The 26,481-nt window shown below is 37.7% G+C and carries 33 protein-coding genes; 7 read left to right on the top strand and 26 right to left on the bottom strand.

The annotated features are described in order from the left end of the window. The 19 genes from rpsH to rpsL all read right to left on the bottom strand — a co-directional run bounded on the left by rpsH (nt 1) and on the right by rpsL (nt 10,388). Complete coding sequence (gene rpsH / locus AC3RVG_RS10680) at nt 1-402, bottom strand: 30S ribosomal protein S8 (protein ID WP_489691451.1); 402 nt, start codon at nt 400-402, stop codon at nt 1-3. Nucleotides 403-515: 113 nt separating this feature from the next. After that, on the bottom strand, nt 516-785 hold the full coding sequence (gene rpsN / locus AC3RVG_RS10675) for a 30S ribosomal protein S14 (RefSeq protein ID WP_111880340.1): 270 nt from the start codon (nt 783-785) through the stop codon (nt 516-518). A 3-nt stretch (nt 786-788) separates the two neighbouring features. Continuing rightward, nucleotides 789-1,340 carry a 50S ribosomal protein L5 gene (gene rplE, locus AC3RVG_RS10670; RefSeq protein WP_489691450.1) on the bottom strand — a complete coding sequence of 184 codons (552 nt, stop codon included), beginning with the start codon at nt 1,338-1,340 and terminating at the stop codon, nt 789-791. A gap of 2 nt (nt 1,341-1,342) precedes the next feature. Beyond that, the gene (gene rplX, locus AC3RVG_RS10665) at nt 1,343-1,657 is read right to left on the bottom strand and encodes a 50S ribosomal protein L24 (RefSeq protein ID WP_489691449.1); all 315 of its coding nucleotides are present in this window, start codon (nt 1,655-1,657) and stop codon (nt 1,343-1,345) included. 13 nt (nt 1,658-1,670) lie between these two features. Next, nucleotides 1,671-2,039, bottom strand: coding sequence for a 50S ribosomal protein L14 (gene rplN, locus AC3RVG_RS10660; protein ID WP_489691448.1), 369 nt, complete (start codon nt 2,037-2,039; stop codon nt 1,671-1,673). Between the two features lie 2 nt (nt 2,040-2,041). Further along, complete coding sequence (rpsQ, locus tag AC3RVG_RS10655; protein ID WP_489691447.1) at nt 2,042-2,305, bottom strand: 30S ribosomal protein S17; 264 nt, start codon at nt 2,303-2,305, stop codon at nt 2,042-2,044. A gap of 15 nt (nt 2,306-2,320) precedes the next feature. Beyond that, entirely contained in the window at nt 2,321-2,512 is a 192-nt protein-coding gene (gene rpmC / locus AC3RVG_RS10650; protein WP_489691446.1) for a 50S ribosomal protein L29, read from the bottom strand. Between the two features lie 11 nt (nt 2,513-2,523). Further along, the gene (gene rplP / locus AC3RVG_RS10645; protein WP_489691445.1) at nt 2,524-2,943 is read right to left on the bottom strand and encodes a 50S ribosomal protein L16; all 420 of its coding nucleotides are present in this window, start codon (nt 2,941-2,943) and stop codon (nt 2,524-2,526) included. Between the two features lie 18 nt (nt 2,944-2,961). Continuing rightward, nucleotides 2,962-3,687: a 30S ribosomal protein S3 gene (rpsC, locus tag AC3RVG_RS10640; protein ID WP_489691444.1), complete on the bottom strand. Its 726-nt coding sequence runs from the start codon at nt 3,685-3,687 to the stop codon at nt 2,962-2,964. A gap of 4 nt (nt 3,688-3,691) precedes the next feature. Beyond that, nucleotides 3,692-4,102: a 50S ribosomal protein L22 gene (rplV, locus tag AC3RVG_RS10635; protein WP_489691443.1), complete on the bottom strand. Its 411-nt coding sequence runs from the start codon at nt 4,100-4,102 to the stop codon at nt 3,692-3,694. Nucleotides 4,103-4,108: 6 nt separating this feature from the next. After that, the gene (rpsS, locus tag AC3RVG_RS10630; RefSeq protein WP_111880330.1) at nt 4,109-4,387 is read right to left on the bottom strand and encodes a 30S ribosomal protein S19; all 279 of its coding nucleotides are present in this window, start codon (nt 4,385-4,387) and stop codon (nt 4,109-4,111) included. A 3-nt stretch (nt 4,388-4,390) separates the two neighbouring features. Beyond that, nucleotides 4,391-5,215: a 50S ribosomal protein L2 gene (gene rplB / locus AC3RVG_RS10625; protein WP_489691442.1), complete on the bottom strand. Its 825-nt coding sequence runs from the start codon at nt 5,213-5,215 to the stop codon at nt 4,391-4,393. A gap of 26 nt (nt 5,216-5,241) precedes the next feature. Then, a complete protein-coding gene (gene rplW / locus AC3RVG_RS10620) occupies nt 5,242-5,532 on the bottom strand; it encodes a 50S ribosomal protein L23 (protein ID WP_045079239.1) in 291 nt (96 codons plus the stop codon). 7 nt (nt 5,533-5,539) lie between these two features. Continuing rightward, a complete protein-coding gene (gene rplD / locus AC3RVG_RS10615) occupies nt 5,540-6,169 on the bottom strand; it encodes a 50S ribosomal protein L4 (RefSeq protein ID WP_489691441.1) in 630 nt (209 codons plus the stop codon). Continuing rightward, complete coding sequence (gene rplC / locus AC3RVG_RS10610; protein WP_489691440.1) at nt 6,169-6,780, bottom strand: 50S ribosomal protein L3; 612 nt, start codon at nt 6,778-6,780, stop codon at nt 6,169-6,171. The genes rplD and rplC overlap by 1 nt, the downstream gene beginning before the upstream one ends. Nucleotides 6,781-6,994: 214 nt before the next feature. Beyond that, nucleotides 6,995-7,300, bottom strand: coding sequence for a 30S ribosomal protein S10 (gene rpsJ / locus AC3RVG_RS10605; RefSeq protein ID WP_010181931.1), 306 nt, complete (start codon nt 7,298-7,300; stop codon nt 6,995-6,997). 11 nt (nt 7,301-7,311) lie between these two features. After that, nucleotides 7,312-9,450 (bottom strand): elongation factor G, encoded by a 2,139-nt coding sequence (gene fusA, locus AC3RVG_RS10600; protein WP_489691439.1) that lies wholly within the window; start codon nt 9,448-9,450, stop codon nt 7,312-7,314. A 3-nt stretch (nt 9,451-9,453) separates the two neighbouring features. Then, nucleotides 9,454-9,930, bottom strand: coding sequence for a 30S ribosomal protein S7 (rpsG, locus tag AC3RVG_RS10595; RefSeq protein ID WP_489691438.1), 477 nt, complete (start codon nt 9,928-9,930; stop codon nt 9,454-9,456). Nucleotides 9,931-10,013: 83 nt separating this feature from the next. Then, nucleotides 10,014-10,388 (bottom strand): 30S ribosomal protein S12, encoded by a 375-nt coding sequence (gene rpsL, locus AC3RVG_RS10590; RefSeq protein ID WP_014782632.1) that lies wholly within the window; start codon nt 10,386-10,388, stop codon nt 10,014-10,016. 187 nt (nt 10,389-10,575) lie between these two features. On the opposite strand from rpsL, the gene AC3RVG_RS10585 reads away from it, so the two are divergent. From AC3RVG_RS10585 to rlmB, 5 genes are all read left to right on the top strand, one after another. Beyond that, the gene (locus tag AC3RVG_RS10585) at nt 10,576-12,273 is read left to right on the top strand and encodes a POTRA domain-containing protein (protein ID WP_489691437.1); all 1,698 of its coding nucleotides are present in this window, start codon (nt 10,576-10,578) and stop codon (nt 12,271-12,273) included. Nucleotides 12,274-12,393: 120 nt separating this feature from the next. Further along, nucleotides 12,394-15,456, top strand: coding sequence for a SusC/RagA family TonB-linked outer membrane protein (locus AC3RVG_RS10580; RefSeq protein ID WP_489691436.1), 3,063 nt, complete (start codon nt 12,394-12,396; stop codon nt 15,454-15,456). A gap of 20 nt (nt 15,457-15,476) precedes the next feature. Continuing rightward, a complete protein-coding gene (locus tag AC3RVG_RS10575; protein WP_489691435.1) occupies nt 15,477-16,916 on the top strand; it encodes a RagB/SusD family nutrient uptake outer membrane protein in 1,440 nt (479 codons plus the stop codon). Between the two features lie 22 nt (nt 16,917-16,938). Continuing rightward, entirely contained in the window at nt 16,939-17,364 is a 426-nt protein-coding gene (locus AC3RVG_RS10570; protein ID WP_489691434.1) for a hypothetical protein, read from the top strand. A gap of 132 nt (nt 17,365-17,496) precedes the next feature. Then, on the top strand, nt 17,497-18,237 hold the full coding sequence (rlmB, locus tag AC3RVG_RS10565; protein WP_489691433.1) for a 23S rRNA (guanosine(2251)-2'-O)-methyltransferase RlmB: 741 nt from the start codon (nt 17,497-17,499) through the stop codon (nt 18,235-18,237). Nucleotides 18,238-18,239: 2 nt separating this feature from the next. Here rlmB and AC3RVG_RS10560 read toward each other — a convergent pair whose 3' ends face one another. Then, nucleotides 18,240-19,037 (bottom strand): rhomboid family intramembrane serine protease, encoded by a 798-nt coding sequence (locus AC3RVG_RS10560; RefSeq protein ID WP_489691432.1) that lies wholly within the window; start codon nt 19,035-19,037, stop codon nt 18,240-18,242. A gap of 90 nt (nt 19,038-19,127) precedes the next feature. Here AC3RVG_RS10560 and AC3RVG_RS10555 point away from each other — a divergent pair, with 90 nt between their 5' ends. Beyond that, a complete protein-coding gene (locus tag AC3RVG_RS10555; protein ID WP_489691431.1) occupies nt 19,128-20,405 on the top strand; it encodes a replication-associated recombination protein A in 1,278 nt (425 codons plus the stop codon). Here the strand turns inward: AC3RVG_RS10555 and AC3RVG_RS10550 are convergent. From AC3RVG_RS10550 to radC, 6 genes are read right to left on the bottom strand one after another with little or no spacing between them, the layout of a single operon-like run. Next, complete coding sequence (locus AC3RVG_RS10550) at nt 20,402-21,187, bottom strand: hypothetical protein (protein ID WP_489691430.1); 786 nt, start codon at nt 21,185-21,187, stop codon at nt 20,402-20,404. The genes AC3RVG_RS10555 and AC3RVG_RS10550 overlap by 4 nt on opposite strands. Continuing rightward, nucleotides 21,184-22,599: a DUF5723 family protein gene (locus AC3RVG_RS10545; RefSeq protein ID WP_489691429.1), complete on the bottom strand. Its 1,416-nt coding sequence runs from the start codon at nt 22,597-22,599 to the stop codon at nt 21,184-21,186. Before AC3RVG_RS10545 ends, AC3RVG_RS10550 begins: the two co-directional genes overlap by 4 nt. 3 nt (nt 22,600-22,602) lie before the next feature. After that, on the bottom strand, nt 22,603-23,148 hold the full coding sequence (locus AC3RVG_RS10540) for a hypothetical protein (protein WP_489691428.1): 546 nt from the start codon (nt 23,146-23,148) through the stop codon (nt 22,603-22,605). Between the two features lie 49 nt (nt 23,149-23,197). Further along, entirely contained in the window at nt 23,198-23,887 is a 690-nt protein-coding gene (locus tag AC3RVG_RS10535) for a YjjG family noncanonical pyrimidine nucleotidase (RefSeq protein ID WP_489691427.1), read from the bottom strand. Next, nucleotides 23,877-25,172: a DUF7033 domain-containing protein gene (locus AC3RVG_RS10530; protein WP_489691426.1), complete on the bottom strand. Its 1,296-nt coding sequence runs from the start codon at nt 25,170-25,172 to the stop codon at nt 23,877-23,879. The genes AC3RVG_RS10535 and AC3RVG_RS10530 overlap by 11 nt, the downstream gene beginning before the upstream one ends. Before the next feature lie 6 nt (nt 25,173-25,178). Then, the gene (gene radC / locus AC3RVG_RS10525; RefSeq protein ID WP_489691425.1) at nt 25,179-25,874 is read right to left on the bottom strand and encodes a RadC family protein; all 696 of its coding nucleotides are present in this window, start codon (nt 25,872-25,874) and stop codon (nt 25,179-25,181) included. Nucleotides 25,875-26,007: 133 nt separating this feature from the next. Here radC and AC3RVG_RS10520 point away from each other — a divergent pair, with 133 nt between their 5' ends. Then, nucleotides 26,008-26,448, top strand: a complete 441-nt coding sequence (locus AC3RVG_RS10520) for a DUF1569 domain-containing protein (protein ID WP_489691424.1) — start codon at nt 26,008-26,010, stop codon at nt 26,446-26,448. Nucleotides 26,449-26,481: the final 33 nt, after the last annotated feature.

Raw genomic sequence — 26,481 nt, 5'->3', positions numbered from 1 at the left:
TTAGTAAACGTAACATAATACTTCGCCACCAACATTCTGCGCCTTGGCTTGTTTGCCTGTCATAACTCCTGAAGAAGTTGAAACAATTGCAATTCCAAGACCGTTGAGAACGCGCGGAAGCTCTAATGAACCTGCATATTTACGTAAACCTGGTTTACTAATTCTTTGAATTTTCTTGATCACCGATTCTTTGGTAAGCTTGTCGTATTTCAACGCAATTTTAATGACTCCCTGTGCGGTACTCTCGTCATCAAATTTGTAGCTTAAAATGTAACCTTGATCAAAAAGGATTTTTGTAATCTCCTTTTTAAGATTAGACGCTGGAATCTCTACTACGCGATGTCCGGCTTTTGCAGCATTTCTAACACGTGTTAGATAATCTGAAATTGGATCTGTATTCATTTATTTGAATTTGCGGAAGTGGTTTTCGACCCGAGTGACGGGTTCGAACCTGCAACCAATTAGTATTTACATTTTGATACACGCACAATTAATTGCACGCCTACATCATTATTTTACCAAGATGCTTTACGCACCCCTGGAATTAACCCTGAATTTGCCATTTCACGAAATGTTACACGTGAAATTCCAAAAGTTCTCATATACCCTCTTGGTCTTCCTGTTAGTTTACAACGGTTGTGCAAACGAACTGGTGAGGCATTTTTTGGTAATTTCTGTAAACCTTCCCAATCGCCAGCTTCTTTCAAAGCTTTACGTTTGGCAGCATACTTCAATACCGTTTTTTGTCTCTTAACCTCGCGGGCTTTCATTGATTCTTTAGCCATAACTTAGTTCTTTTTAAAGGGTAGACCCAATTCTTGTAATAATGATTTCGCTTCTTTATCGGTAGCAGCTGTAGTAATGAACGTAATGTTCATTCCTTCAATTTTCTTCACTTTATCGATATCGATTTCTGGGAAGATAATTTGCTCGGTAACGCCTAAAGAGTAATTTCCTCTTCCGTCAAAACCGGTTGCTTTAATTCCGTTAAAGTCACGTACCCTTGGCAATGCAGAAGTAACTAATCTATCTAAAAATTCGTACATACGCTCTCCACGCAACGTAACTTTCACACCAATTGGCATGCCTTTACGAAGTTTGAAGTTTGCAACATCCTTTTTAGAGTTAGTTGAAACCGCTTTTTGCCCGGTTATCTTTGTAAACTCATCAACCGAATAGTCAATAAGTTTCTTGTCTGCTACTGCTGCACCCACACCGCGGGAAACAACAATACGCTCCAATTTTGGTACTTGCATGACGTTTTTGTAACCAAATTCGTCTGTGAGTGCGTTAACCACTCTGCCTCTGTACTCTTCTTTAAGTCTTGGTAAATATGCCATAACTATATTACTTGATTCGATTGTTTTGAAAACCGTACTTTTTTACCATCTTCAGTTTTATACCCTACACGTGTAGCTTTTCCAGATTTTGGATCAACCAATGAAAGGTTTGAAATATGGATAGGAGCTTCTTTTTTCACGATTCCACCCTGTGGGTTTTTCGCGCTTGGTTTCTCATGTTTTGAAACCATATTAACTCCCTCTACGATTGCTTTGTTTTTGTCAAGGATAACTTTCATTACCTTACCTTCAGAACCTTTGTGGTCTCCGGCAGTAACTACTACTGTATCTCCTGATTTTATTTTAAGCTTTGCCATCTTAGTTTTCATATTAAAGCACCTCTGGTGCCAATGATACTATTTTCATAAATTGTCTATCACGAAGTTCTCTTGCTACAGGTCCAAAAACACGCGTTCCTCTCATTTCACCTTGTGGGTTTAAAAGCACACAAGCGTTATCGTCGAAACGGATGTAAGATCCATCAGGTCTTCTTATCTCTTTAGCAGTACGTACTACTACTGCTGTAGAAACTGCTCCTTTCTTAATGCTTCCGTTTGGTGTTGCTTCTTTAACAGAAACTACTATTTTATCACCAATCGAAGCATACCTTCTTTTTGTACCGCCCAATACGCGGATGCAAAGAACTTCTTTAGCACCGGTATTATCTGCGACTTTGAGTCTTGATTCTTGTTGTAACATAACTACTTCGCTCTTTCAATTATTTCTACTAATCTCCAACATTTAGTTTTACTTAAAGGGCGTGTTTCCATGATCCTTACTGTATCTCCTTCGTTGCAGTTGTTTGTCTCGTCGTGTGCTACGTATTTTTTCGTTTTCAAAACGAACTTTCCGTACATTGGGTGTTTTACTTTTTTAACCTCTGCAACTACAATGGACTTATCCATTTTGTTACTGGTTACAACACCAACACGTTCTTTTCTTAAGTTTCTTTTAATTTCTTCCATCTTTCAGCTGTACAATTACTGCACTTCTCTATTAGTTAGTTCCGTCGCTATTCTTGCTATCACCCTTCTCTGGGATCTTAGTTGAACTGGATTTTCCAACGGTGAAATGGTATGAGCCATTTTAAGGTCTGAATAAGCCTTCCTAGATTCAGCGAATGCTTCCTGAAGTTCTGCCGTTGATGCTTTCTTAATTTCTGATTGTTTCATCGTTCAAAAAATTATGCTTGGAAATCCCGAGACATTACAAATTTAGTTTTTACTGGAAGCTTTTGAGCCGCAAGGCGCAATGCTTCTTTTGCTGTTTCAACAGTAACACCAGATACTTCGAAAAGCATTCTTCCTGGTTTTACCACAGCAGCGTAATATTCCACAGCACCTTTACCTTTACCCATACGTACTTCAAGAGGTTTCTTGGTGATTGGTTTATCTGGAAAAATCATAATCCAGATAGAACCTTCTCTCTTCATAAAACGGGTTGCAGCGATACGTGCAGCTTCTATTTGTCTTGCTGTAAGAAATTCTGATTCCAACGATTTTATACCGAAGGTTCCGTACGCTAACTGAGTGCCACGTCCGGCATCGCCTTTCATACGACCTTTCATTTGCTTACGGTACTTTGTTCTTTTAGGTTGTAACATTTTCTTTTATTTAAAAAATTACTTTCTGCGACGTGCTTTGTTGCCACCGCGTCCTGGAGCTCCTTTGCCACCACTCTTTTTGCCAGTCGATAAACCAACAAGTGGGGAAAGTTCTCTCTTTCCATATACTTCACCTTTCATAATCCATACTTTAACACCCAATCTACCATAAGTAGTGTGTGCCTCAACTAAAGCGTAGTCAATATCGGCTCTAAAAGTTGATAAAGGAATACGACCCTCTTTATAAGATTCTGAACGTGCCATTTCAGCACCATTCAAACGTCCTGAGATTTGAACTTTAATACCTTCAGCATTCATTCGCATTGTTGCCGCAATTGCCATTTTAATAGCACGACGGTATGAAATACGACTTTCAATTTGGCGTGCAATACTTGCAGCTACCAAAAATGCATCAAGTTCAGGTCTTTTAATCTCGTGGATGTTGATCTGTACTTCTTTATCTGTAATTTTTTTAAGCTCTTCTTTTAGCTTGTCTACTTCCTGGCCACCTTTACCGATTATGATACCGGGACGGGCAGTGGTTATAGTAACGGTTACAAGCTTAAGCGTACGCTCAATAATTACTCTACTCACACTAGCTTTACTTAAACGAGCGTGGATATACTTCCTGATCTTGTCGTCTTCGGCTAATTTATCGCCGTAGTCGTTGCCTCCGTACCAGTTGGATTCCCAACCTCTAATGATACCTAAGCGATTCCCGATTGGATTTGTCTTCTGTCCCATTTAGTTATTTGCTTTGTGTGTTATCGTTAGCTGCCAATACCAGTGTTACGTGGTTGGAGCGCTTTCTAATTCTGTGTGCGCGGCCTTGCGGTGCTGGTCTAAGTCTTTTCAACATTGTTCCACCATCCACACGGATTTCCTTAACAAAAAGATCTGCATCTTCTATTGAAGCGTCTTCGTTTTTTTGTTGCCAGTTATTGATGGCAGACAAAAGTAGTTTCTCCAATTTACGTGAAGATTCTTTTGAACTAAACTTCAAAATGTTAAGTGCTTTATCTATTTTCTCACCACGTACCAAGTCTGCCATTAAACGCATCTTTCTTGGTGAAGTGGGGCAATTATTCAATTTAGCTAAGTAGATAGTCTTCTTAGCTTCCTTGATTGCATCTGCTCTTTCTCTTTTACGAACTCCCATGGCCTCTTATTTTTTACCTTTGTTTTTAGCACCTGCGTGACCACGGAATGATCTTGTAGGTGAAAATTCTCCTAGTTTATGCCCAACCATGTTTTCTGTAACATATACAGGAACAAATTGGCGTCCATTATGTACTGCGATGGTTTGGCCAACAAAATCTGGTGTGATCATAGAAGCACGTGACCAAGTTTTGATTACGGTCTTCTTATTATCATCAACGTTTTGTTGAACTTTCTTGTCTAGTTTGTAATGAACGAACGGTCCTTTTTTTAACGATCTTGCCATAACTTATTTCTTTCTTCGTTCTAAGATATATTTATTACTCGCTTTCGTTTTAGTACGGGTTCTGTAACCTTTAGCAGGTATACCTTTTCTAGAACGTGGGTGACCTCCAGAAGATTTACCTTCACCACCACCCATTGGGTGATCGACTGGGTTCATCACTACTGGTCTTGTACGTGGTCTTCTACCCAACCATCTACTTCTACCAGCTTTACCAGAAACTAACAATTGGTGATCACTGTTTGATACGGCACCAATGGTAGCCATACAGTTTACCAAAATTAATCGGGTTTCGCCTGAAGGAAGTTTAACTGTAGCATATTTTCCATCACGAGCCATAAGCTGTGCGAAAGCACCAGCACTACGAGCCATAATAGCTCCTTGACCGGGACGAAGCTCGATGCAAGAAATAATAGTACCTAATGGAATAGCTGAAAGAGACATTGCGTTTCCAATCTCGGGAGCAATTGCATCACCTGAAAGGATATTCTGCCCAACTTGTAGTCCGTTTTGTGCAATTACATATCGCTTCTCACCATCTTGATAGTTTAAAAGTGCGATAAATGCTGTACGGTTTGGATCGTATTGAATACTAGCAACTGTAGCAGGAACTCCTACTTTGTCGCGTTTAAAATCGATAATTCGATATTTTTTCTTATGACCACCACCTATGTAGCGCATGGTCATTTTACCTGTACTGTTTCGACCACCAGATCGTTTGTTCGGAGCAAGTAAAGACTTCTCCGGCTTATCAGTTGTAATGGCGTCGAAACCATTTACAACTCTAAAACGCTGACCTGGGGTGATTGGTTTTAATTTTCTTACTGACATTTTTGTCTGATTAAATCTAAGTTACCTTAGATGTTGCTGTAAAAATCTATTGTATCACCTTCCGCCACCTGTACGATTGCTTTTTTGTAAGCATTCGTTTTACCAGTTTGGACACCTGTTTTTGTATAACGGGTCTTCCTATCAGGGCGGACATTCATTGTGCGAACTTTTTCAACAGAAACTCCGTAAGCAGCTTCCACCGCTTTCTTGATTTCTACCTTATTCGCCTTTGGGTTCACTACAAAGCCAAAAACATTTTTGTCTTCAGCGTCTTTAGTAGCTTTTTCCGTAATTATAGGTTTAATTAAGATGTTCATCTTGTTTCTATTTACTTAAGTTTGTTTCAATTCCCTCCAAAGAACCTTCAAACAGCACTAAACTGTTTGCATTCATAATTTTGTAAGTACTTAATTGTGAGTTAGTTATAACTTCAGTACCTTTCAAATTGCGAGAGGACAAATATACATTATTATTTAAATCTCCCAACACAAATAAAGATTTTTTGTCATCAAGTCCTAAACTCTTCAAAACCGCGGTAAAATTCTTGGTTTTTGGAGCGTCAAAAGTAAGGTCTTCTAGTACAAAAATAGCTTTCTTATTCGCCTTCATCGTTAAGGCAGATTTACGTGCCAAACGCTTAAGGTTTTTGTTCAATTTAAAGGAGTAATTGCGTGGACGAGGTCCAAACATTCTACCACCACCTCTAAATACACCAGACTTGATGCTACCCGCACGGGCAGTACCAGTTCCTTTTTGCTTCTTTATTTTTCTGGTAGAACCAGAAATCTCAGCACGTTCCTTTGCTTTGTGAGTTCCTTGTCTTTGATTGGCAAGGTATTGTTTCACATCAAGGTAAACAGCGTGATTGTTAGGCTCTATTCCGAACACATCTGCAGAAAGTTCAACTTTCCGGCCTGTGTCTTTTCCGTTTATATCTAGTACAGCTACCTTCATTATTTCTCGATCATTACATAAGCGTTTTTATGGCCAGGAATTGCTCCTTTAACCACAAGTAGATTCTTTTCAGGAACTACTTTCAAAACTCTTAAATTTTCAACTTTTACTCTCTCGTTGCCCATTTGACCCGCCATACGCATTCCTTTGAATACTCTCGCAGGATAAGATGCAGCTCCAATAGATCCTGGTGCACGCAAACGGTTGTGCTGACCGTGTGTGGCTTGACCAACACCAGCAAAACCATGACGTTTTACAACCCCTTGAAAACCTTTACCTTTAGAAGTACCCGCGATATCCACGAATTCACCTTCAATAAAGTGTTCCACAGTAATTGTGTCACCTAATTTGTATTTTTCTTCAAATCCTTGGAATTCAACGACTTTGCGTTTTGCAACGGTTCCTGCTTTTTTAGCGTGCCCTTCAGCAGCTTTAGTAGCAGTCTTCTTGTCATCGAAACCAAGTTGAAGAGCATTGTACCCGTCAACCTCTATGGTTCTGACTTGGGTGACAACACAGGGTCCTGCCTCAATAACGGTACACGGAATATTCTTTCCGTTCTCGTCAAAGATGCTGGTCATCCCTATCTTTCTTCCAATTAACCCAGACATATTTAATTATTTATTGATTATTACTAATATTTATTTGAATTGCGATAAATCGCGATATTCTATTCAAAGCAAACGGGATCAAAATAAATTCGATCCCGAATGTTACTTTGTTTACCGTTTTTCCCCAACCATCGTTGAGGACATTTTCATACCTGCGCAAGCAGGCATCTCATGACAATAACTTACCTCATGAGATTCCCGCCTTCGCAGGAAATTATACTTTAATCTCTACTTCTACACCACTTGGCAACTCTAATTTCATTAGAGCGTCAATTGTTTTTGAAGAAGAACTGTAAATATCCAATAGTCTTTTGTAAGAACTTAATTGGAATTGCTCACGACTCTTCTTGTTAACGTGTGGAGAACGTAATACTGTAAAGATTTTTTTGTGTGTTGGTAAAGGAATTGGTCCTGTTACTACAGCACCAGTACTCTTTACGGTCTTAACGATTTTTTCAGCAGATTTGTCCACCAAATTGTGATCGTAAGATTTTAGTTTTATTCTTATTTTTTGACTCATAGCTGAAATTATTAATCGTTTGAGGTCCCTCTTGCTTTTGCGATAACATCTTCAGAAATATTTGAAGGTGTTTGCGCATAATGTGAAAATTCCATTGTTGAAGTAGCACGACCTGAAGACAATGTTCTTAAAGTGGTTACATAACCAAACATTTCAGAAAGTGGCACTTCACCTTTAATTACTTTTGCGCCTGCACGGTCACCCATATTAGTGATTGTTCCACGACGACGGTTAAGGTCACCAACAATATCACCCATGTTTTCTTCCGGTGTAATTACCTCTATTTTCATAATAGGCTCCATAATTACAGCTCCTGCTTTTTTGGCAACTTCTTTGAAACCAATTTTAGCAGCAAGCTCAAAAGACAATGCATCAGAATCCACAGGGTGGAAAGATCCATCTTTTAAAGTAACCTTCATACTATCTACTTCGAAACCTGCAAGTGGGCCATTGACCATTGCTTGTTTGAATCCTTTTTCAACAGAAGGAATAAATTCCTTAGGAACGTTACCACCTTTTACAGCGTTAACAAATATAAGTCCTTCTTTAGGATCTTCTTCATCTACAGGACCTAAAGTAAATACGATATCGGCAAATTTACCACGACCACCAGATTGTTTTTTGTAAACTTCTCTGTGATCTGCAGTTTTTGTTACCGCTTCTTTATACTCAACCTGAGGTTGACCTTGGTTAACTTCTACCTTAAATTCGCGACGTAAACGGTCAACGATAATATCTAAGTGAAGTTCGCCCATTCCAGAAATAATAGTTTGTCCAGAAGCTTCGTCTGTACGTACTTGGAATGTAGGATCTTCTTCGGCAAGTTTTGATAATGCCATTCCTAATTTATCAACATCCGCCTTTGTTTTAGGCTCTACCGCGATACCAATTACTGGATCGGGAAAGTCCATACTTTCTAAAACAATTGGGTGTTTTTCATCAGACATAGTATCACCAGTCTTAATATCTTTAAATCCAACTGCTGCTCCAATATCTCCAGCTTCGATAAAATCGATAGCGTTTTGTTTGTTAGAGTGCATTTGGTAGATACGAGAAATACGTTCTTTTTTTCCTGAACGGTTGTTCAAGATATATGAACCTGCATCCAAACGACCAGAATAAACACGGAAGAATGCCAAGCGACCTACGAAAGGATCTGTAGCAATCTTAAAAGCTAATGCTGCAAAAGGAGCAGTTACATCTGGCTTACGAATTTCTTCTTTTTCAGTATCAGGATTAATTCCTATAATACCTTCTTTGTCTGTTGGAGCTGGTAAATAACGACATACAGCATCTAAAAGAAACTGAACACCTTTATTCTTAAATGAAGAACCACATACCATTGGGATGATACTCATATCCATTACAGCAGCACGAAGCGCAGCGTGGATTTCATCCTCGGTAATGGAATTTTCATCTTCCATATATTTTTCAAGCAGGTTTTCATCGTAAGCGGCAACTTCTTCAATAAGTTTACCTCTTAGCATTTTCGACTCTGCTTTTAATTCTTCAGGGATATCAATAACGTCAAAAGTTGCACCAAATGAATCATCGTGAAAGATGACAGCACGGTTCTTAACCAAATCAACAATTCCTTTAAAATTTTCCTCATCACCAATATTCAATACAATTGGCACTGCATTGCTACCCAACATGTCTTTAACCTGTTGGCAAACTTCTAAAAAGTTTGCACCCTGACGGTCCATTTTATTTACGAAACCAATACGCGGCACCTTATAGTTATCAGCAAGTCTCCAGTTAGTTTCAGATTGTGGCTCTACACCATCTACTGCACTAAAAAGGAACACCAAACCATCAAGTACTCTAAGCGAGCGGTTTACCTCTACGGTAAAATCTACGTGACCAGGAGTGTCAATAATATTAAAGTTGTATTCTTTTGTTTCAGGCAAAACTTCAGCGTTTTCCATTGGAAACTTCCAAGTACAAGTTGTAGCAGCTGAAGTAATGGTAATACCACGCTCCTGCTCTTGCTCCATCCAGTCCATTGTTGCAGCTCCATCGTGAACCTCACCAAGTTTATGGCTTACCCCAGTATAAAAAAGGATTCGCTCTGTAGTTGTGGTTTTACCCGCATCAATATGCGCAGCAATCCCGATATTTCTTGTGTATTTTAAATCTCTTTGTGCCATTTTTTAGAATCTGAAATGTGAGAATGCTTTGTTAGCTTCTGCCATTTTGTGAGTGTCCATACGTTTCTTAACAGCAGCGCCTTCTTCTTTAGCAGCAGCAAGAATCTCACCTGCTAATTTTGCAGCCATGGATTTCTCGTTTCTTTTTCTTGAATAGGTAATCAACCATTTCATTGCAGTTGCAATTTTACGGTCTGGACGTATTTGATTTGGAATTTGGAAGGTTGCCCCACCAACTCTACGGCTACGTACCTCTACGTGAGGCATAACATTAGAAAGTGCATCTTTCCATAGCTCCAATGCAGTTTTTTCGTCGTCTGGTTTCTTTTCATCTACAATGTCAATTGCATCATAGAAAACTTTGAAAGCCACACTCTTTTTCCCATCCCACATCATGTTGTTTACGAAACGTGTAACCAACTGGTCGTTAAACCTTGGATCTGGTAAAAGCGGTCTTTTTTTGGCCTGTCTTTTTCTCATTTGTTGTTTTGTTATAGCTAAACGTTAATTAAAACAAACGTTTAACCCGTTTTCATTTTTACTGAACGCAATCTATTGCGTTCCTACTTTTTAGGGCGTTTTGCTCCGTACTTAGATCTACGTTGTGTGCGGCCTGCAACACCAGCGGTGTCTAATGCTCCACGAACAATGTGATACCTAACTCCTGGCAAATCTTTTACCCTTCCACCTCTAACCAATACTATCGAGTGCTCTTGGAGATTGTGACCTTCGCCTGGGATGTATGCGTTTACTTCCTTACCATTTGTAAGCCTAACCCTTGCTACTTTACGCATAGCAGAGTTTGGTTTTTTAGGTGTAGTAGTATATACACGCGTACAAACACCACGACGTTGTGGGCACGAATCCAAAGCAACCGATTTACTCTTCTTGGTTATTTTGGTCCTTCCTTTACGTACTAATTGTGAAATTGTTGGCATATAAAATATGTATTATTAATGTTTAAAAATAAAACACCCCTATTTTTAGGGGATGCAAATGTAGAATAATTATTTAACTAATCAAACCATACTGAATTAATTTTCAGCACTCTTTCATTATTTTTTTAATTTGAATATGAAATGGCAAGTTGAAACGTTAGATTTACAACGTTAATTTATTCGCTTTTTGAAAAAATATCTTGCACTTTTCTTTTTCCTTAATATGTATACCTGTTTTTTCTACGGAATACAAGCACAGGAACTATACCTTACTATAAAGGCTGAAAAACCAATTCCCGATGGCATTACCGATTCCTTGCAAATGCAAACTTCTTTCAAGAATTTTCTATTGCTAAAAAGTGAAACCGATACTCTGCATTTAAAACTACAGCGCATGGGCTACATTGAAAGTGAATTGCTTCAATTGCAAAAAGAAAATGACAGCAGCTACATCGCAGACTTCTTCCTCGGAAAAAAATACAAAGAACTAAAAATTTTCTATTCCGAAGATGATTTCACCAAAAAAGAACTTCAGCGCGTTTCTTCAATAATTGAGGACTCCACTTTCATGCTACCTTTTGAAACCATTCCGGCTTCGTTAAAAAAACTTACAGCACTGCGCAACCAAAAAGGAAATGCTTTTGCACGTGTAAAATTGGCCGAATTTGAAAAAGACGAAGTCGGCAATTTGAGCGCAACACTTTTTATTGACAACGGAAACATTCGCACGGTAGATTCAATTGTGTTGAAGGGTTACGAAAAATTTCCGAAATCATTTCTTAAATATTATGCCGGTGTTCGTAAAGGAAAAACATTCAATCAGAAAAAATTGGTAACGCAAAATGAAAATTTAAACAGTCTTGGTTTTGTTTCAACAGTTAAACCACCCGAAGCGTTGTTCAGAAAAGACAGCACTACAGTGTATTTTTATTTGGAAAAACAAAATAATAATCTTTTTGACGGCATATTGGGTTTTGCTACTGACGAGAAAAGTCAAAAACTATCATTTAACGGCTACTTGAATTTAGAACTTAATAATAACTTAAATTATGGAGAGCAGTTTTTGATTAACTACAAAGCAGATGGCCAAGAGCAAGTAAATTTTAGAACCAAGCTTACACTCCCCTATCTTTTTAGCACACCATTTGGACTGAGTGGAGAATTAATGATCTTTAAAAGAGATAGCACTTTTATAACTACAGAGCAACAAGTGCGTACTTCGTACCAAATAAACCCAAAATCTATTGTATATATTGGCTACAAAGGTTTCGAATCAAGCAATCTATTAGATGAAGCTGTTGCAGGAATACCCATAGAAGATTTTACTTCTCGCTTTTTTATTATGGGCGGGAGTTATAAAAAGTCTCAAAACCGAAAACTGTTCCCAATAAAAACAGCAATTTATCTGGACATGGGTATAGGCTCCCGCAAAAAAGAAAGCAAATCTGAGAGCCAATTGGGGTTTGAATCTGTGATAAATAACATCTTTAACTTAAATTACCGAAACTCAATATTTGTGCAAAATAGTACGAGCGTCCTGTTTAGCGACACCTATTTAGTTAATGAATTGTTCCGCTTTGGAGGCATAAACAGTATTCGCGGTTTTGACGAGAATAGTATTGACGCTTCACTTTTTTCAGTTTTGAATACTGAATACCGCTATCAATTTAATGATGGCGTATATCTACACAGTATAATAGATCTTGGTTATTTCGAAAATCAAACAATTATGATAAAGGAGAAATTATATAGCTTTGGACTGGGTCTAGGACTAAATACTAAGGCTGGTATCTTCCGCTTCAATATTGCCAATGGGAATAGGCAGAATGCGGACTTCAACTTTTCAAACACCAAAATACACATCAGTATTTCATCAAAATTTTAACATTTCGTTCAATAAAACTACAATACCTCTTAAATAAACCCAAAAATTGGGAGCAAATACTTGTGTAATTAACTTTTTATTGTGATTTTTGCCGTTGGCTAATTCAAATAATCTATAAAAATGAGAACAAAGTTTAGTGGAATTTTAACGCTAGTATTAGCGTTAGTTGTGCAGCTTACCTTCGCGCAGCAAAAAACTATTACAGGTACGGTGACGGACGACACAGGTCTGCCATTGCCTGGTGCAAACGTTATAATCAAGGGGACAAACACTGGTACACAGTCAGATTTTGATGGAAATTATTCCATTTCTGCTAGTGTGGGCCAGACGCTTACCTTTAGTTATGTAGGTTTTGACACCAAGGAAGTAAAAGTAGGTGCCCAAAATAAAATTGACATGAACCTTCAACCAGGTGAAAGCTTGAATGAGGTTGTTGTTACTGGGTATTCTACAAGGAACCAAACGGTACAGACTTCGGCAGTAGTGTCGATTTCCGCATCAGAACTTGCGCTAATGGCGCCAACTACCAGTATTGACAATATGCTGCAAGGTAAAGCGGCCGGGGTACAGGTAACTGCTGCTAACGGTAAGCCAGGTCAAGGAGCTTTTGTTCGTATTCGTGGAACAGGATCTCTTGTTGCTGGTGCATCTTCTCCACTATATATTGTGGATGGATCGCCTATTAGAGAGGAAGATCTTTCTAATATCCCAAATGAGGATATTGAAAACATTACAATCCTAAAAGATGCAGCCACCACTGCTCGTTACGGTTCACGTGGAGCTAACGGTGTGGTTGTAATTACAACTAAAAATGGTAATCGTAACAAAGATGCTGTAATTCGTTTCAGCTCTCGTTATGGTACATCTTCATACATCGATCCGAATTATACAATGATGAATGCTTCGGAAAAAATGCAGTATGAAGCTGAATTGTATGCTTTAGGTGTTACAGGCGCTGCAGGTACTCCTGGAGTAACTACACAACCTGGATCTATAGAGCGTCAAATGCTTTTAGATAGAGAAGTAGATTGGGAAGATATTATTTTGAAAGATGGTATTATCCAAAACAACAGTGTTTCCGTTTCTGGTGGTGCTGAAAAAATGGATTATTACTTCTCTGTATCAAATGATAGAAACACAGGTATTATTGACAATATTGATGGTTTTGAAAGATTAGGTACACGTTTGAACGTTAATTTCGACGCAAAAGAATGGCTTACTGTAGGTGTAAACGTAGGATACTCTAGATCTATGAGCGATGAGCCAAGAGATAGAAACAATACGCAAAACCCTTTTAGAGGTATGCTTGATTACAACGCTTACGAAACTGAATTCCTTTTAAATGATGACGGAACTACTCAGTTAGATGACAACGGTAATCCTATCTACAACCCAACACATACTGGATTTCCTATCCGTGGAGCACTTTTAAGTGAGCCGAGTGAAGATATTGAAAACACCACTATTGGTAGTGTAGACGCTTTAGTAACCTTTAGCAAAAACTGGAGTTATGGCTTTAATGTAGCTGTAAACTGGGGAGCTACAAGAAGAGAAAGCTATTCTAAACCAGGAGGTATTTTAGATATCATTCTAAATGGTTCTCCAACTGGTAACAAATTTGATGATCAACAACACAGATTAGACTTTACGGTAAGTAACCGTTTAATGTACAATTTAAATAAGAACAACCACAACTTAAATGTTTTGGGTCTTTATGAATATAACATGAACGAGTTTAATCGTCAGTTTGTTAGAAGTAAAGGTTTTCCTTCAGCATTATTGACTACTCAAGCTAACGCATCTGAACTTAACGATGGTTTTACAAGTAGAACTAGATTAACTTTAGTTTCTTATGGTGCTTTTGCTGATTACGATTTCAAAGAGAAATATTTACTTTCTGCTTCTGTACGTCGTGATGGATCGTCTAACTTCGGTACTGATGTAAGATTTGGTACTTTCTATAGTGGAAGTGCTGGTTGGAACATTGCAAAAGAAGATTTCTTTGGTATTGATGCAGTAAACGATTTAAAAATTAGAGCTGCTTATGGTACTGTTGGTAACAGAAATGGTATCGGTAGATACGCATCTCAAGGTACAGTAGGTTTCGATTCTTATCCAGGTGGATCTAGTACAATTCCTACACGTGTAGCTAACCCAGAATTACAATGGGAAACTACTGAAACTTATAATGTGGGTGTAGAACTTAACATGTATAACAACAGAGTTCGTTTAGTTTCTGATTACTTCATCAGAAATACAACAGATTTGCTTTTCCCTATCCCAACTGCTTATGAAGCAGGAGTAGGTTCAATCGCAGGTAACTTAGGTGAGATTCAGAATAAAGGTCTTGAAATTTCGTTACAAGCTGATGTTTTCCGCAGTCCTGATTTCACTTGGACTTTAGGTGGAAATATCATATTCTTGGATACAGAAGTTGTTGCTCTTCCAGAAGGGGAAGACGTAACACCAAATGCATTTTTCATTCGCTACCAAGAAGGTCGTAAAATTAACGAACATTTCTTAGTACGTTATGCTGGTGTAGATCCTGCAACTGGTAGAGGTTTATTCTACGGAGCTGATGGAAATACTTACTTTGCCGATGATTTACCAACGGATGAAAATGACAATCGTGTTTTCCAAGGAAAATCTACAATTGCAGACAAAGAAGGAGGATTCTTTTCTAACATTGTTTACAAAGGATTTGGACTTCGTACAGATTTCGTTTTCAAAGCAGGAAACTGGATTAATAACTTTGTACGTTCTGACCGTGAATCTGATGGTTTAGCTATCACAGATAATCAATCAACAAACGCGTTTAACTACTGGCAACAACCTGGAGACACAGGAGTGCTTCCAAGCCCTATCTATGCCACTACAGATGCATCTGTTATGGGCAATTCTGACAGATGGTTAGAAAAAGGAGATTACATACGTATGCGTAACGTAACTCTTTCTTATACATTCCCAAGCAAGACCTTAGAGAACACAGCAATTAGTTCACTTAGAATTTATGCTCAAGGACAAAACTTGTTGACATTTACTAAATTTTGGGGAGATCCTGAAGTAGGTCTTTCTTCTGGAGAAACCATTTCATTCGCAAATGTTGTTGCTCCTGGTGAAGCTACTTTATATAGTTACCCAAATACCAAGTCATTTCAAGTTGGATTGGATGTTAGTTTCTAATTTTAAAAAAAATTGATACAATGAAAAAAATAATTTATAAAATAACAGTTTTAGCTCTAATCGTAGGTGGATTTGCATCTTGCGATAGCGAACTAGATCAAGTACCATTCGATGAATTTGGTACTGAAAATGCTTACGTTACTGCAGCAGATTTTGAAAACGCTGTTCGTGGTGTATACGCATCCTTAACTTCTGCGTCTGTTTATGGAGGTAGTGATGCTGGTGGTATGTTAGATGCTCCAGATGTACTTTCAGACAACGTTACTTTTGCACAAAAAGGACGTGGAACTAGAAGAACATTGCATAACTGGCAGTATGGCGCTTCTGATGCACCTATGGGTGGATTATATCAGGTTGCTTACACGCTAATTTACCGTGCAAATATTCTTCTTGCAGCAAGTGAAAATTTTGAAGGAGAAAATAAAGCAAATATTGTAGCTGAAGCAAAAGCTTTAAGAGCATTGGCACATTTTAACATTATAACTTACTTCGGAAAAATCCCTACGCAATCAGGAGATGCAAACGGAAGTTTAGGTATAGCTTATATGTCCGAACCAGAACCATTAGCAGAACCTGCAAGAGAAACTGTAGGTGCTGTTTATGACAAAGTGATATTAGATTTAAAAGATGCGGCGGCTAACATCAATGCAACTAATGGAGCAGGACGTATGGGTAAAGATGCTGTAAATGTTCTATTATCTAGAGTTTACCTTTATATGGGTCAATGGCAGAATTCAATAAATGCAGCAAACCAAGTAACAAAAGCTATCGCTCCACGTGCAGATGTAGTTGGTGTTTGGGAAGATGCTAACCAAAGCGGTCTTACATTTTATATTCCTGTTAACCCACCTGTATTAAGTAATACAATTGGAGTTACATGGAGCCAAGGTGGTAATACCAACCTTATTCCAGAATATGTTGTTTCGTTTGAATTATATAACCTTTTTGCTGATGATGATATCCGTAAAGCTGCATATACTTTTCAAGCAACAAACAATAACGATGGCTTAGCTTTTAATGCAATCAAAAAGTTATACAAAAGAGGACCTAGTGGTGCTCCTGGATTAGTGGATATTAAAATATTCCGCGCAGCTGAAGCTTCTTTAAACAAAGCTGAAGCATTATATAACTTAGGCCAAGAAGGTCCTGCTAGAACTGCTCTTGATGCTGTAAGAACAAAACGCTACACTTCTCCTCCAAGTGGAGAAACTGGAACTGCGCTTCGTGATGCAATTCGTTTAGAAAGAAGGTTAGAATTTGCTTTTGAATCTCAAAGGTTCTTCGACCTAAAAAGATGGGGACAACCAGTAGAACGTGAAAGTTTTGGTGATTTAGCTGATGGTTCAGGAACTGCTTCAGATCAGTTAGCTTTACCAGCAAACAGCAATAAATTTCAATTGCCAATACCACAAACTGCTTTGGATTTAAATCCAAACTTATCACAAAACCCTGGGTATTAATAATTTCTAAAATCTATCAAAAATGAAAAAAGTAAATATATTATTAGTTATTCTTGCCATAGCAGTTGTCGCAGTATCTTGCGAAACATATGACGATTATAACGCAGAACGCAAGACTACTGTTGGTTTTGTTACCCTAACTAAGAACCTAAGTGTTCCAGAAGGTGGTACAAAAACAGATAGCGTTAAGCTTTTTGTGTCTGATTTATCAAGTTCTGCAAGAACGTTCACTGTAATTACAGTAGCAGTAGATACTTTACCATCAGCAGATGAAAACTTAATTTTTGAAAGTACAGTTACTTTTCCAGCAAATACGCGTGAAGTAAACTTTGGTGTTACTGCAGTAGATGTTTCTATTGACGATACTAGACGTTTCTTCCGCCTTGCAATTCAAGGAGAAGCAGATGTTGTTTCTGGAGGTAGATCTCTAATAGGTGTTAAAAACTAATTTTTAACCACCTTAAATTTATAAAGCACCCCTTGAAAAAGGGGTGCTTTTTTTTACATATACTTTAAAGGGATATAAAATGAATATTCTCTTTACCTTTGCCAAAATCCTTTAAAAAAAACAACAACTGTTATGCAAGATAAAAATAATACCATCTTCGGAATTTACCCTATAAAAGAGGCACTCGCCTCTCAAGTTGTTTTTGATAAGGTTTTTATCCAAAAGGGAATAGAAAGCGATAAAATTGAAGGCCTGATTAAAGATTTGGAAAAGGCCAATGTTACCGTAAATATTGTTCCGTTCGAAAAATTAAATAAACTCACTAGAGGAAACCACCAAGGTATTGTTGCACTTACTTCACCTGTGGCATTTCATTCTTTGGAATCAGTAGTTGAAAAGGCATTAGAGAGCGATAAAGCTCCCCTCTTCTTAGTTTTAGATCAGATAACAGATGTTAGGAACTTCGGAGCGATTTTACGTACCGCTGAATGTACCGGCGTAGATGCAGTGATAATACAAAAATCTGGAGGTGCTCCAGTTTCGGGCGATACCGTAAAAACTTCTGCAGGCGCTATTTTTAAAATTCCAATTTGTAAAGTAGAGCATATTAAAGATGCTATTTTCTACCTACAAGGCTCAGGAATTACAACGGTTGCTGCCACAGAAAGAACTCAAAACGAAATATATTCCGTAGATCTAGTTAGGCCCTTAGCAATTATAATGGGTTCTGAAGGTAAAGGTGTATCGAAATCTGTACTTGGTTTAGTAGACGAAAAGGCTTCCCTTCCACTTCTTGGCGAAATTAACTCTTTGAACGTTTCCGTTGCTTGTGGTGCATTTTTATATGAAGTTACTAGACAAAGACGCTTGTAGCATTATTCATTTTTGTCTTTTGCACCTTCCTTAAAACTGTAGACTATTTTAATAGTATTGCCTTCTTGTTCGGCTAATTTCTTTATTGATGGCTGCGCATCGGTGTGAATGGTTTCAGCAGTTTCCACAGGTTCTTTTGGCAGTTCTATAAAATTACCGTTTTCATCAAACTGTTTTAAAAAAGGATCTTTTTCTGGATTATAATTTTCCTTCTCCCACTCGTACTTCTTTCTTTCAATGGGCTTGGTTTTAAATAAAAACGCAAAGAGGAAACCTACAAAAAATCCAGATAAGTGACCCTCCCAGGATATTTCAGGATTTACAGGAAATACATACCACAACATTCCGCCATAAAGAAATACTACTGCCAAAGCTAAGGCGGTAAGCTGAAACTGTTTCGAAAATATTCCTTTAAAAAACGTGAAAGCTACAAGCATATAAACTACGCCACTAGCACCAATATGTAATGCAGAACGACCAATTACCCAAGTAGCTAAGCCAGTTAATAACAAACCCAGAATTAGTACTTTCCAGCGTATATCTCTATAAAAGTAAAAGAGTGCGGAACTTAAAACGAAAAGCGGTACCGAATTGTTAAATAGGTGTTTTAAACTCCCGTGAAGAAAAGGACTAAAAATAACACCCCGCAATCCTTCAACAGTACGCGGAAAAACCCCAAAATAATTGAGATTAATATTGAACCTAGTTTCAATCCAAAATACAATCCAAAGTATCATCACAAATAGCAATGGATATCCGATAACGTCTGGGCTGAATTTTAACTGGTTTGAACTCTTCATATTTCACTGATTACAAAAAGCAATCCTAAATCCAAATTTATGATAAATTGTCAGTGAAACCGTTATATTAAAATTGTAATTTTGAAAACTATGAATGCACCCCTCGCAGAACGAATTCGTCCCACAACATTAGACGGTTATTTAAGTCAACAACATTTGGTTGGACCTAAAGGTTCACTCACTTCACAACTAGCTACGGGAATGATTCCCTCCATAATTTTATGGGGTCCTCCGGGAACCGGAAAAACAACGTTGGCAAATATAATCGCCAACGAAAGCGGTAGACCATTCTATACATTAAGTGCTGTAGATAGTGGTGTTGCTGCCGTTCGAGAAGTAATTGAAAAAGCGAAAAAAAGCGATAATTTATTTTCTACTAAAAACCCAATTCTATTTATAGATGAAATACATCGCTTCAGTAAATCGCAACAGGATTCACTTTTAGGAGCTGTTGAAAAAGGATGGATTACCCTAATTGGTGCTACTACAGAAAATCCAAGTTTCGAAGTTATTCCCGCATTATTATCACGCTGTCAGGTTTACGTTTTAGAATCGTTTAGCCGCGAAGATATGGAAGCCTTATTGAAGCGAGCTTTAAAGGAAGACGACGTTCTTTCAAAAAAAAATGTAATCTTAAAGGAAACCGAAGCGCTTATTAGACTTTCTGGTGGCGACGCGCGTAAACTTTTGAATATATTAGAGCTGGTAGTTCTTTCAGAAAAAGATACCAAAGTCACCATTACAAACGAACTGGTAATGCAAAAGGCGCAGAAAAACACTGTGCTTTATGACAAAACGGGCGAGCAGCATTACGATATTGTTTCGGCCTTTATAAAATCCATGCGTGGCAGTGATCCTAATGCAGCTGTATATTGGCTAGCACGAATGATTGAAGGTGGCGAAGACATCAAATTTATTGCGAGAAGAATGGTCATTTTAGCTTCCGAAGATATTGGCATTGCAAACCCAAATGCACTTTTACTTGCCAACAGTACTTTTCAGGCCGTTAATACGATTGGCTATCCAGAAGCGCGGATAATATTAAGCCAGTGTGCCATTTATTTGGCAACTTCGCCTAAAAGCAATGCTTCCTATAAAGCTATTGGCGAAGCCCAGCAAGTAGTTCGACAAACGGGAGACCTATCTGTTCCATTGTCTATTAGAAACGCTCCTACAAAGCTAATGAAGCAATTGGGCTACGGAAAGGAATATGAATATGCCCATAATTACGAAGGCAATTTTATTCCCCACGAATTCTTACCCGATGAAATTAAAGGAACAACATTTTACAGACCTGGAAACAATCCCAAGGAAAATGCTTTGAAAGGGTATTTAAAGCAGCTTTGGAAGGATAAATACAACTTTTAATTCACCGATTGGTAGACAGTTAATGAAGATCCATCTTTTACAGTTAAATTTCCAGCAGCGTCAAAAGTAGCATCTGAAACCTTTCCCGAAGTATCCATAAATTTAACGACAGTCTCCATTACTATTATTTTTCCTTTTAAAAGAAGTCCGTCCTCTGCACTCGTAGTTTCTTCGTATAATGAATAACCTTCAGCAGTTTTTCTAAGCAAGAATGTTTTTCCTGAATTTGAATAGTTCGAAAACTTTTCAGTAGGCATTATATTTTCCGAAGTATTTATAGCTTGAATTCTAACGGGAGTGTTTACTTCAGTAACAACTGTTTGGTGAGTAACAGTATGGGTGTCCTTTAGCAACGCCACATCTTTCTGCTTTACGCGTAAAATATCTATGCTATTAAAAGCTTTCCGCAGCGCATCTTGATACGATTTGTCAAATTCTTTATACTTGCTCTTTCCCTCTTGGCTTCTATATATTTCGACACCATTACAATCCTTCAGTGTAACTTGTAGTTTTGTGCCAAACACAGATTTAAGTTCTTCAACATTGGCATACAATCCGTCACAACGGTTCGTATTTGGTGCCTCTGCTGCCGAATATGCATTAAATCCACTTTTATCGAAATAGAATTCCGCCATTGAATTCAACTTATATTGATCTTTATTTTTTAAGAAATCGAATTGTTGTGGAACAATTACAAAACTATAATCGCTCAGATTCATATTCTGTGCCCCAACATTTATGGTTAAAAGAAAAGCAATTGCAAGTAGTAGGAATCGTGTCATTCTTCGTCAATTATTATGTTAAACCCTAATTGTAAAGATACGCTTTTTGCCTTTGCCAAATTACCATAACGCAGAAGGTTGTCTGCGGCAACATAAATATTTACTTTACCAATATCTGCTGAAACCCCTAAACCTACATTTGAAAATGAATACGAATCTACCGTATAAGTTGCCTTTGCCGAAAGAAAATCTGTAAACCTTCTAAGGTAAAAAAGCGTTCCCGCCATCTGCGGACCTTTGGGTCTAAATATTGAATAGAACTGTAAACCAACATTCTGTTTATGAAGTTTTCCGCCACCCATATTTAAACAATCACAAGCACCCGAGCCATTAAATCTTCCAAAGCCATAGCTTATTGAAGCGTTAAATTTCATCGGTCTAAATTGGGTGTACCCAGTGTTTAATGTATCTATATCAACTTCGCGTTCTATATCATCTTCAAGATCGTCATAATATGGAAAGGTGGATTCCCCTTCACTTAAAGGCGGAAAAAGTAAATTTATTCCGTCTAGCGTATACGTTCCATGAGCCCGATACGTTTCCACATCTTTGGTATGAAAAATTGCACCCACATCCAGCGCACTCCCCGAAAGTGTCCATGCTTCGTTAATATCGTAAGTAAACCCAAGGTCTACTCCTACTCCAATATTGCCACCAAATAAAGCACGCCCGAAAATTTCACTAGCTACCTGTGAAGACCCATCTAATTCCCGAAGCGGAACATAACCAGAAGTTTCTACGGTGACATCGGCATTTTGAATAGTGTGTTCGTAAATATTCTCTGAACTGGCATCGCCCAATCTTGTTGTAAAAGTTCCGGAATTGTTTACACTGCGGAAGCTAATCATACTAGAATAAACTTTCAGCCGAGCGCCCACCGTAAGTCTATCACTTATTTGTTTATTCGCACCAAAATGATACACTGTAGTAAGATCGCCAGTCGCGCTTATTTCACCTAAATTAAAAGGATAATCTAAATAGTCTCTATTTCCCTCCCAAGCAAGAATTGCTAAATCTCTGGGGAAATAGGCTATAAAATCTAACTCTTCATAAATTCCACCCGAAAAATATATATCGTTCTTTGCGCGCCATCCAAAATTAATGAGTTCCAATTGTTGGGTAGCAGTGAAGAAATCTGAATTTTTCATTTCGAAAATCTTTTGCAGAATTCTATCGTTAATATCACCATTTCCTTCCTGGAAAATATCATAAACATTAACCCCCGATGAACCACCATTAAAATGAATTTGCGAGAAAAACGGAATCCCGAAGTGTTTTTTCTGGCTTACCTTACTTCCAGGGTTTAGCATCAACGATTGGGGTATATCGTCGAAACCGTAGAGTATTTGCTTATTTTGTGAAATAGCGCAAAAGCCCACGAAGCATAGTATGTAGGGTAAAAAATTTCGCATTGTTTAGTTTTCCAAAAAATAGGTGGTTTTGGACTTTAGATTTAAGGTGCCATTTAGATTTTCGTCAGAAGTATCGATGGTTACCGAAACAACAACTCTATTAGCTTGGGTAAGACGCAGTATATCTTCCCCTTCAATATTTTCAGTAAATTCTGTAATTACAGGAGTTGTAATAGTGCCTTCAGAAACGGCAGTTTGCGCAACGTAGGTAGTATCGTTGGCTTCACTTAAAAATTGAAAATCAACTTGAAAATTTCGAGGTATGGAATTGGTGAATTTAAAATAGAATTCTGCTCGCTTTAGTTTTTCCTGAAGACTATTGTCGTCCAGAAATCTAATTTCGGTGGTATCTCTAACCGTTAGAATTGGGTTAGAATTGATTGTATCAAAAAAACGATCGGCAGACAGATTGAAGTAAATTAGGTTTAATTCCATAACCGGAGTTAACGCAATATCTTCCGTTTGATCAAAATCAGTATCCTTTATGCAGGCCGTAAATAGTAGGCAAACACAGATCGCAAAGATAGTGTGGGGGAATATCTTTTTCATAAATGGGGTTTGTATACCAGTTACTAACGAACTTAATGTAGGATTATTATTACAAGTGCCGTTTAATTTCTGACAGTTCGCTAATCGCAAAATAAGGCGCGATTACAATTTCATTTCTGTAATTAAAAAACAATGTATGCATTCCAGCATTTTTGGCGCCTACAATATCCGCCTCAAAACTATCGCCAATCATTACGCTTTTTTGTGAAATAACGGAAGCCTTTGTGAGTGCAGTTTCGAAAATAACGGGGTGTGGCTTTTTTAACCCAGTTTCCTCAGAAGTGGTTACCGTTCTAAAATACTTTTTAATACCACTATTTTGAAGTTTTAAATGTTGCACTTCCTCAAAACCGTTGGTAATAATATGAAGATTGTATTTTTCTGAAAGATAGTCTAGTATTTCAATAGCGCCCAAAAATAAATAATTGTCCACAGGAAGCTCTTCAATGTAACTATGCGCGAGGGCGTCTATGGTTTCTATTGGAAATTTTATATTGAAAATGTCAAACGTTTCAGTCAATCTGCCTCTTCGTAATTCCTCTTTGGTAACTCGATCTTCACGATATTTTTTCCAATATTCAAAATTTATGGGCTCGTATTCTTTTAAAAAATCGTTGAGCGACAAATCAATTTTATATTTTTCAAAAACGCGCTGAAATGCCAAACCAGAATTTCGGTCAAAATCCCAAAGCGTGTGATCTAAATCGAAAAAAACATCAGTAATTTCACTATTCTGCATATTCCTGTAATTTTTCTGAAAAAATGGAGCGCCAAATCTTATTGCTTTCTTCCGAAGAAAAATCTTTGTTTGAAAAAATCATGGTAAAAGTTCCATTTACATTTTCAACTTCAGCAATCATGGCATTAACAACTTTTTCAATATCTGAAGCATATTTTTTGTGAAACGCAAAGGTCGTCATTGCTGCCGGATGCACCACTAAAGGCGTCTTTATTTCATAATCTAAATCATAAAAAAGAAATGGAGTACAGGTTCCTGCTCGAAAACCAATGGTGTCGCGAAAAACCATCGTAAAATCGCGATTTACTTCCAGTTCAACTAAATGTCGATAGATGTCCGGTAAGTTCACCAAAAACTCCGAATTCATTGAACTGCTAAGAGATCGATTGGTAATTTCTTCCATCCGACGTTTTTCACTTTTTAAAATATCGTAATTACTAAGCGCGTTGAACGAAAAAATGAGCCCCACATCTTTATAATCAGACACGTATTTAATGAGTAATTTAAACTTCTGTCTGTGCGTGTTCATACTTTCATTAAAGGACAATGCATTGCCCAAAAGAAAGAAAATAGTGAGCCTAAAATTACTGCGATTGGCTTTGTTAACAATCCATTTAAACGTGTCTAAAGGATCGCGTTTTAGCCCTAAAATAACCTGTGTACGATCTATTATATTTAGAAATTTTCCCTGAACAAGGCTGTCAAAATAGCCTACAACAGAGCGAAAAATACCTTTTTGTTTGTAAGCATAGGGTTGTGCGGCCTCGATAACGGGATGAATAATAATCTTTTTTTGGGGAAAATCCATTTCTGGAAAAGCCTCTAAAAGTTTACCTTTAAATATGTAAGCCCAAATATCTACAATTGGCTGATGCAGGAATCCCTCTTTAAACGCCAAACTTTCCGAAGCCATAAAACGCCCCGTTTCGTCTTTAACGTGCGGCAAATATTCTTCGTAACGCGTTAACATAAAAAAGCTGGAAGAAAAAATATCGAATGGCAAAGCGCTACTATTAGAAACTGAAAAGAAACCGTAAGTATCTTTCCACTTTTTTACAGTAACCTCGATTGCTTCAAGCCCCTGCTGCTCTAAAAGTCCTTCGCTTTGGAAAAAGAGCTCATTACCGAGTGGTTTTTTACCGTAAGAAATTTTTGGCCCAGTATGCGCAATAAACTCCTCAATTACAGAAGTAAAAAGCACATCAATGCCCAAAATTCGCAGACAGATATGCTTGAAAATATAGGAAATTCGAGGCGTAAGTTTTTGGGTGTAGATTAAAAGCATAGCGGATTACAGCATATTTTCATCGGCAAAGCTAAAGTACGCTTTTTCGGTAATTATAAGGTGGTCCAGCACTTTAATGTCCAAACTATCGCCCGCAGTCTTTAGCTTTTTAGTGAGTTGAATATCTGCATGACTGGGCTTCAATGTACCCGAAGGATGATTGTGCGCCAAAATAACACCCACAGCTCCAAGTTGCAAGGCTTCTTTAAATACTAAACGAACATCGACCACCGTACCCGTTATTCCGCCTTTACTGAGCTGGGCGCTTTTAATGATTTTGTTGGAATTATTTAGGTAAAGAATCCAAAATTCTTCGTGCGGAAGTTCACCAATTATGGGCTGCACATATTCAAAAACTGAATTGCTTGAAGTTATTTTTTTTCGCTCTAAAGCCTCTCCAGCCCTTCTTCTCCTCCCCAACTCCATTGCGGCGGCAATACATATGGCTTTTGCTTCGCCAATTCCTTTAAACTCCATTAATTCGGTAATGGAACACCTTCCTAATTCGCTTAAATTATTGCCTACAGATGCTAAAATTCGTTGGCTCAATGAAACGGCACTTTCATTTCGGCTACCCGAACCAATTAATATTGCAATAAGTTCCGCATCACTCAAGGCTATGCGTCCTTTCAGTAACAATTTTTCGCGTGGACGATCGTCTTCGTTCCAATTTTTTATGGAAAATGATTGGTTTTCTTCCATATTTTTAGGTTTTCATTAAAGATAATAAGGAATGCTTAAACGGCATAAATAATTGAAAACAATCTTCTTAACTAAGAGATTTCAATTATAATTGAATAAATTTATAACTTCTAATCGATATTAAACAACAAAAATGAAATCACTTTTTGAAACCGAAACTCACGCGGAAATAAAGGAAAGATTAAACAATCTAACCGCAGAAAGTCAACGAAGATGGGGAAAGATGGATGTAGCTCAAATGCTTCATCACAGTCAACAAGCTTTAAATGTTTCCCTGGGAAAAGGTAATGTGAAAGAACAGTTTTTCCCTTTGGCATTTCTTTTCAAAAAATCGCTTTATAACAATAAGCCGTGGAGACAAAATTTACCTACTGCAAAGTCTTTCAAAATTTCTGAAACGAAAGATTTTAATAGCGAAAAAATTGAAATTGAAAAATTAGTGGATGAATTTCATACTAAGAAAAACCAAACAAACTGGAATCCGCACCCCATTTTTGGGAAGTTTACCCCTCAGCAATGGGGACAAATGCAGTACAAACATTTGGACCACCATTTGAAGCAGTTTGGAGTATAATATAAATCCAATTTTTAAAATAGAAAAGGGAGA

The sequence above is a fragment of the Aequorivita sp. IT1282 genome (assembly GCF_058068205.1).
Note: the sequence above shows the minus strand (reverse complement) of the source record. Positions and strands in the feature narration are given on the sequence as shown.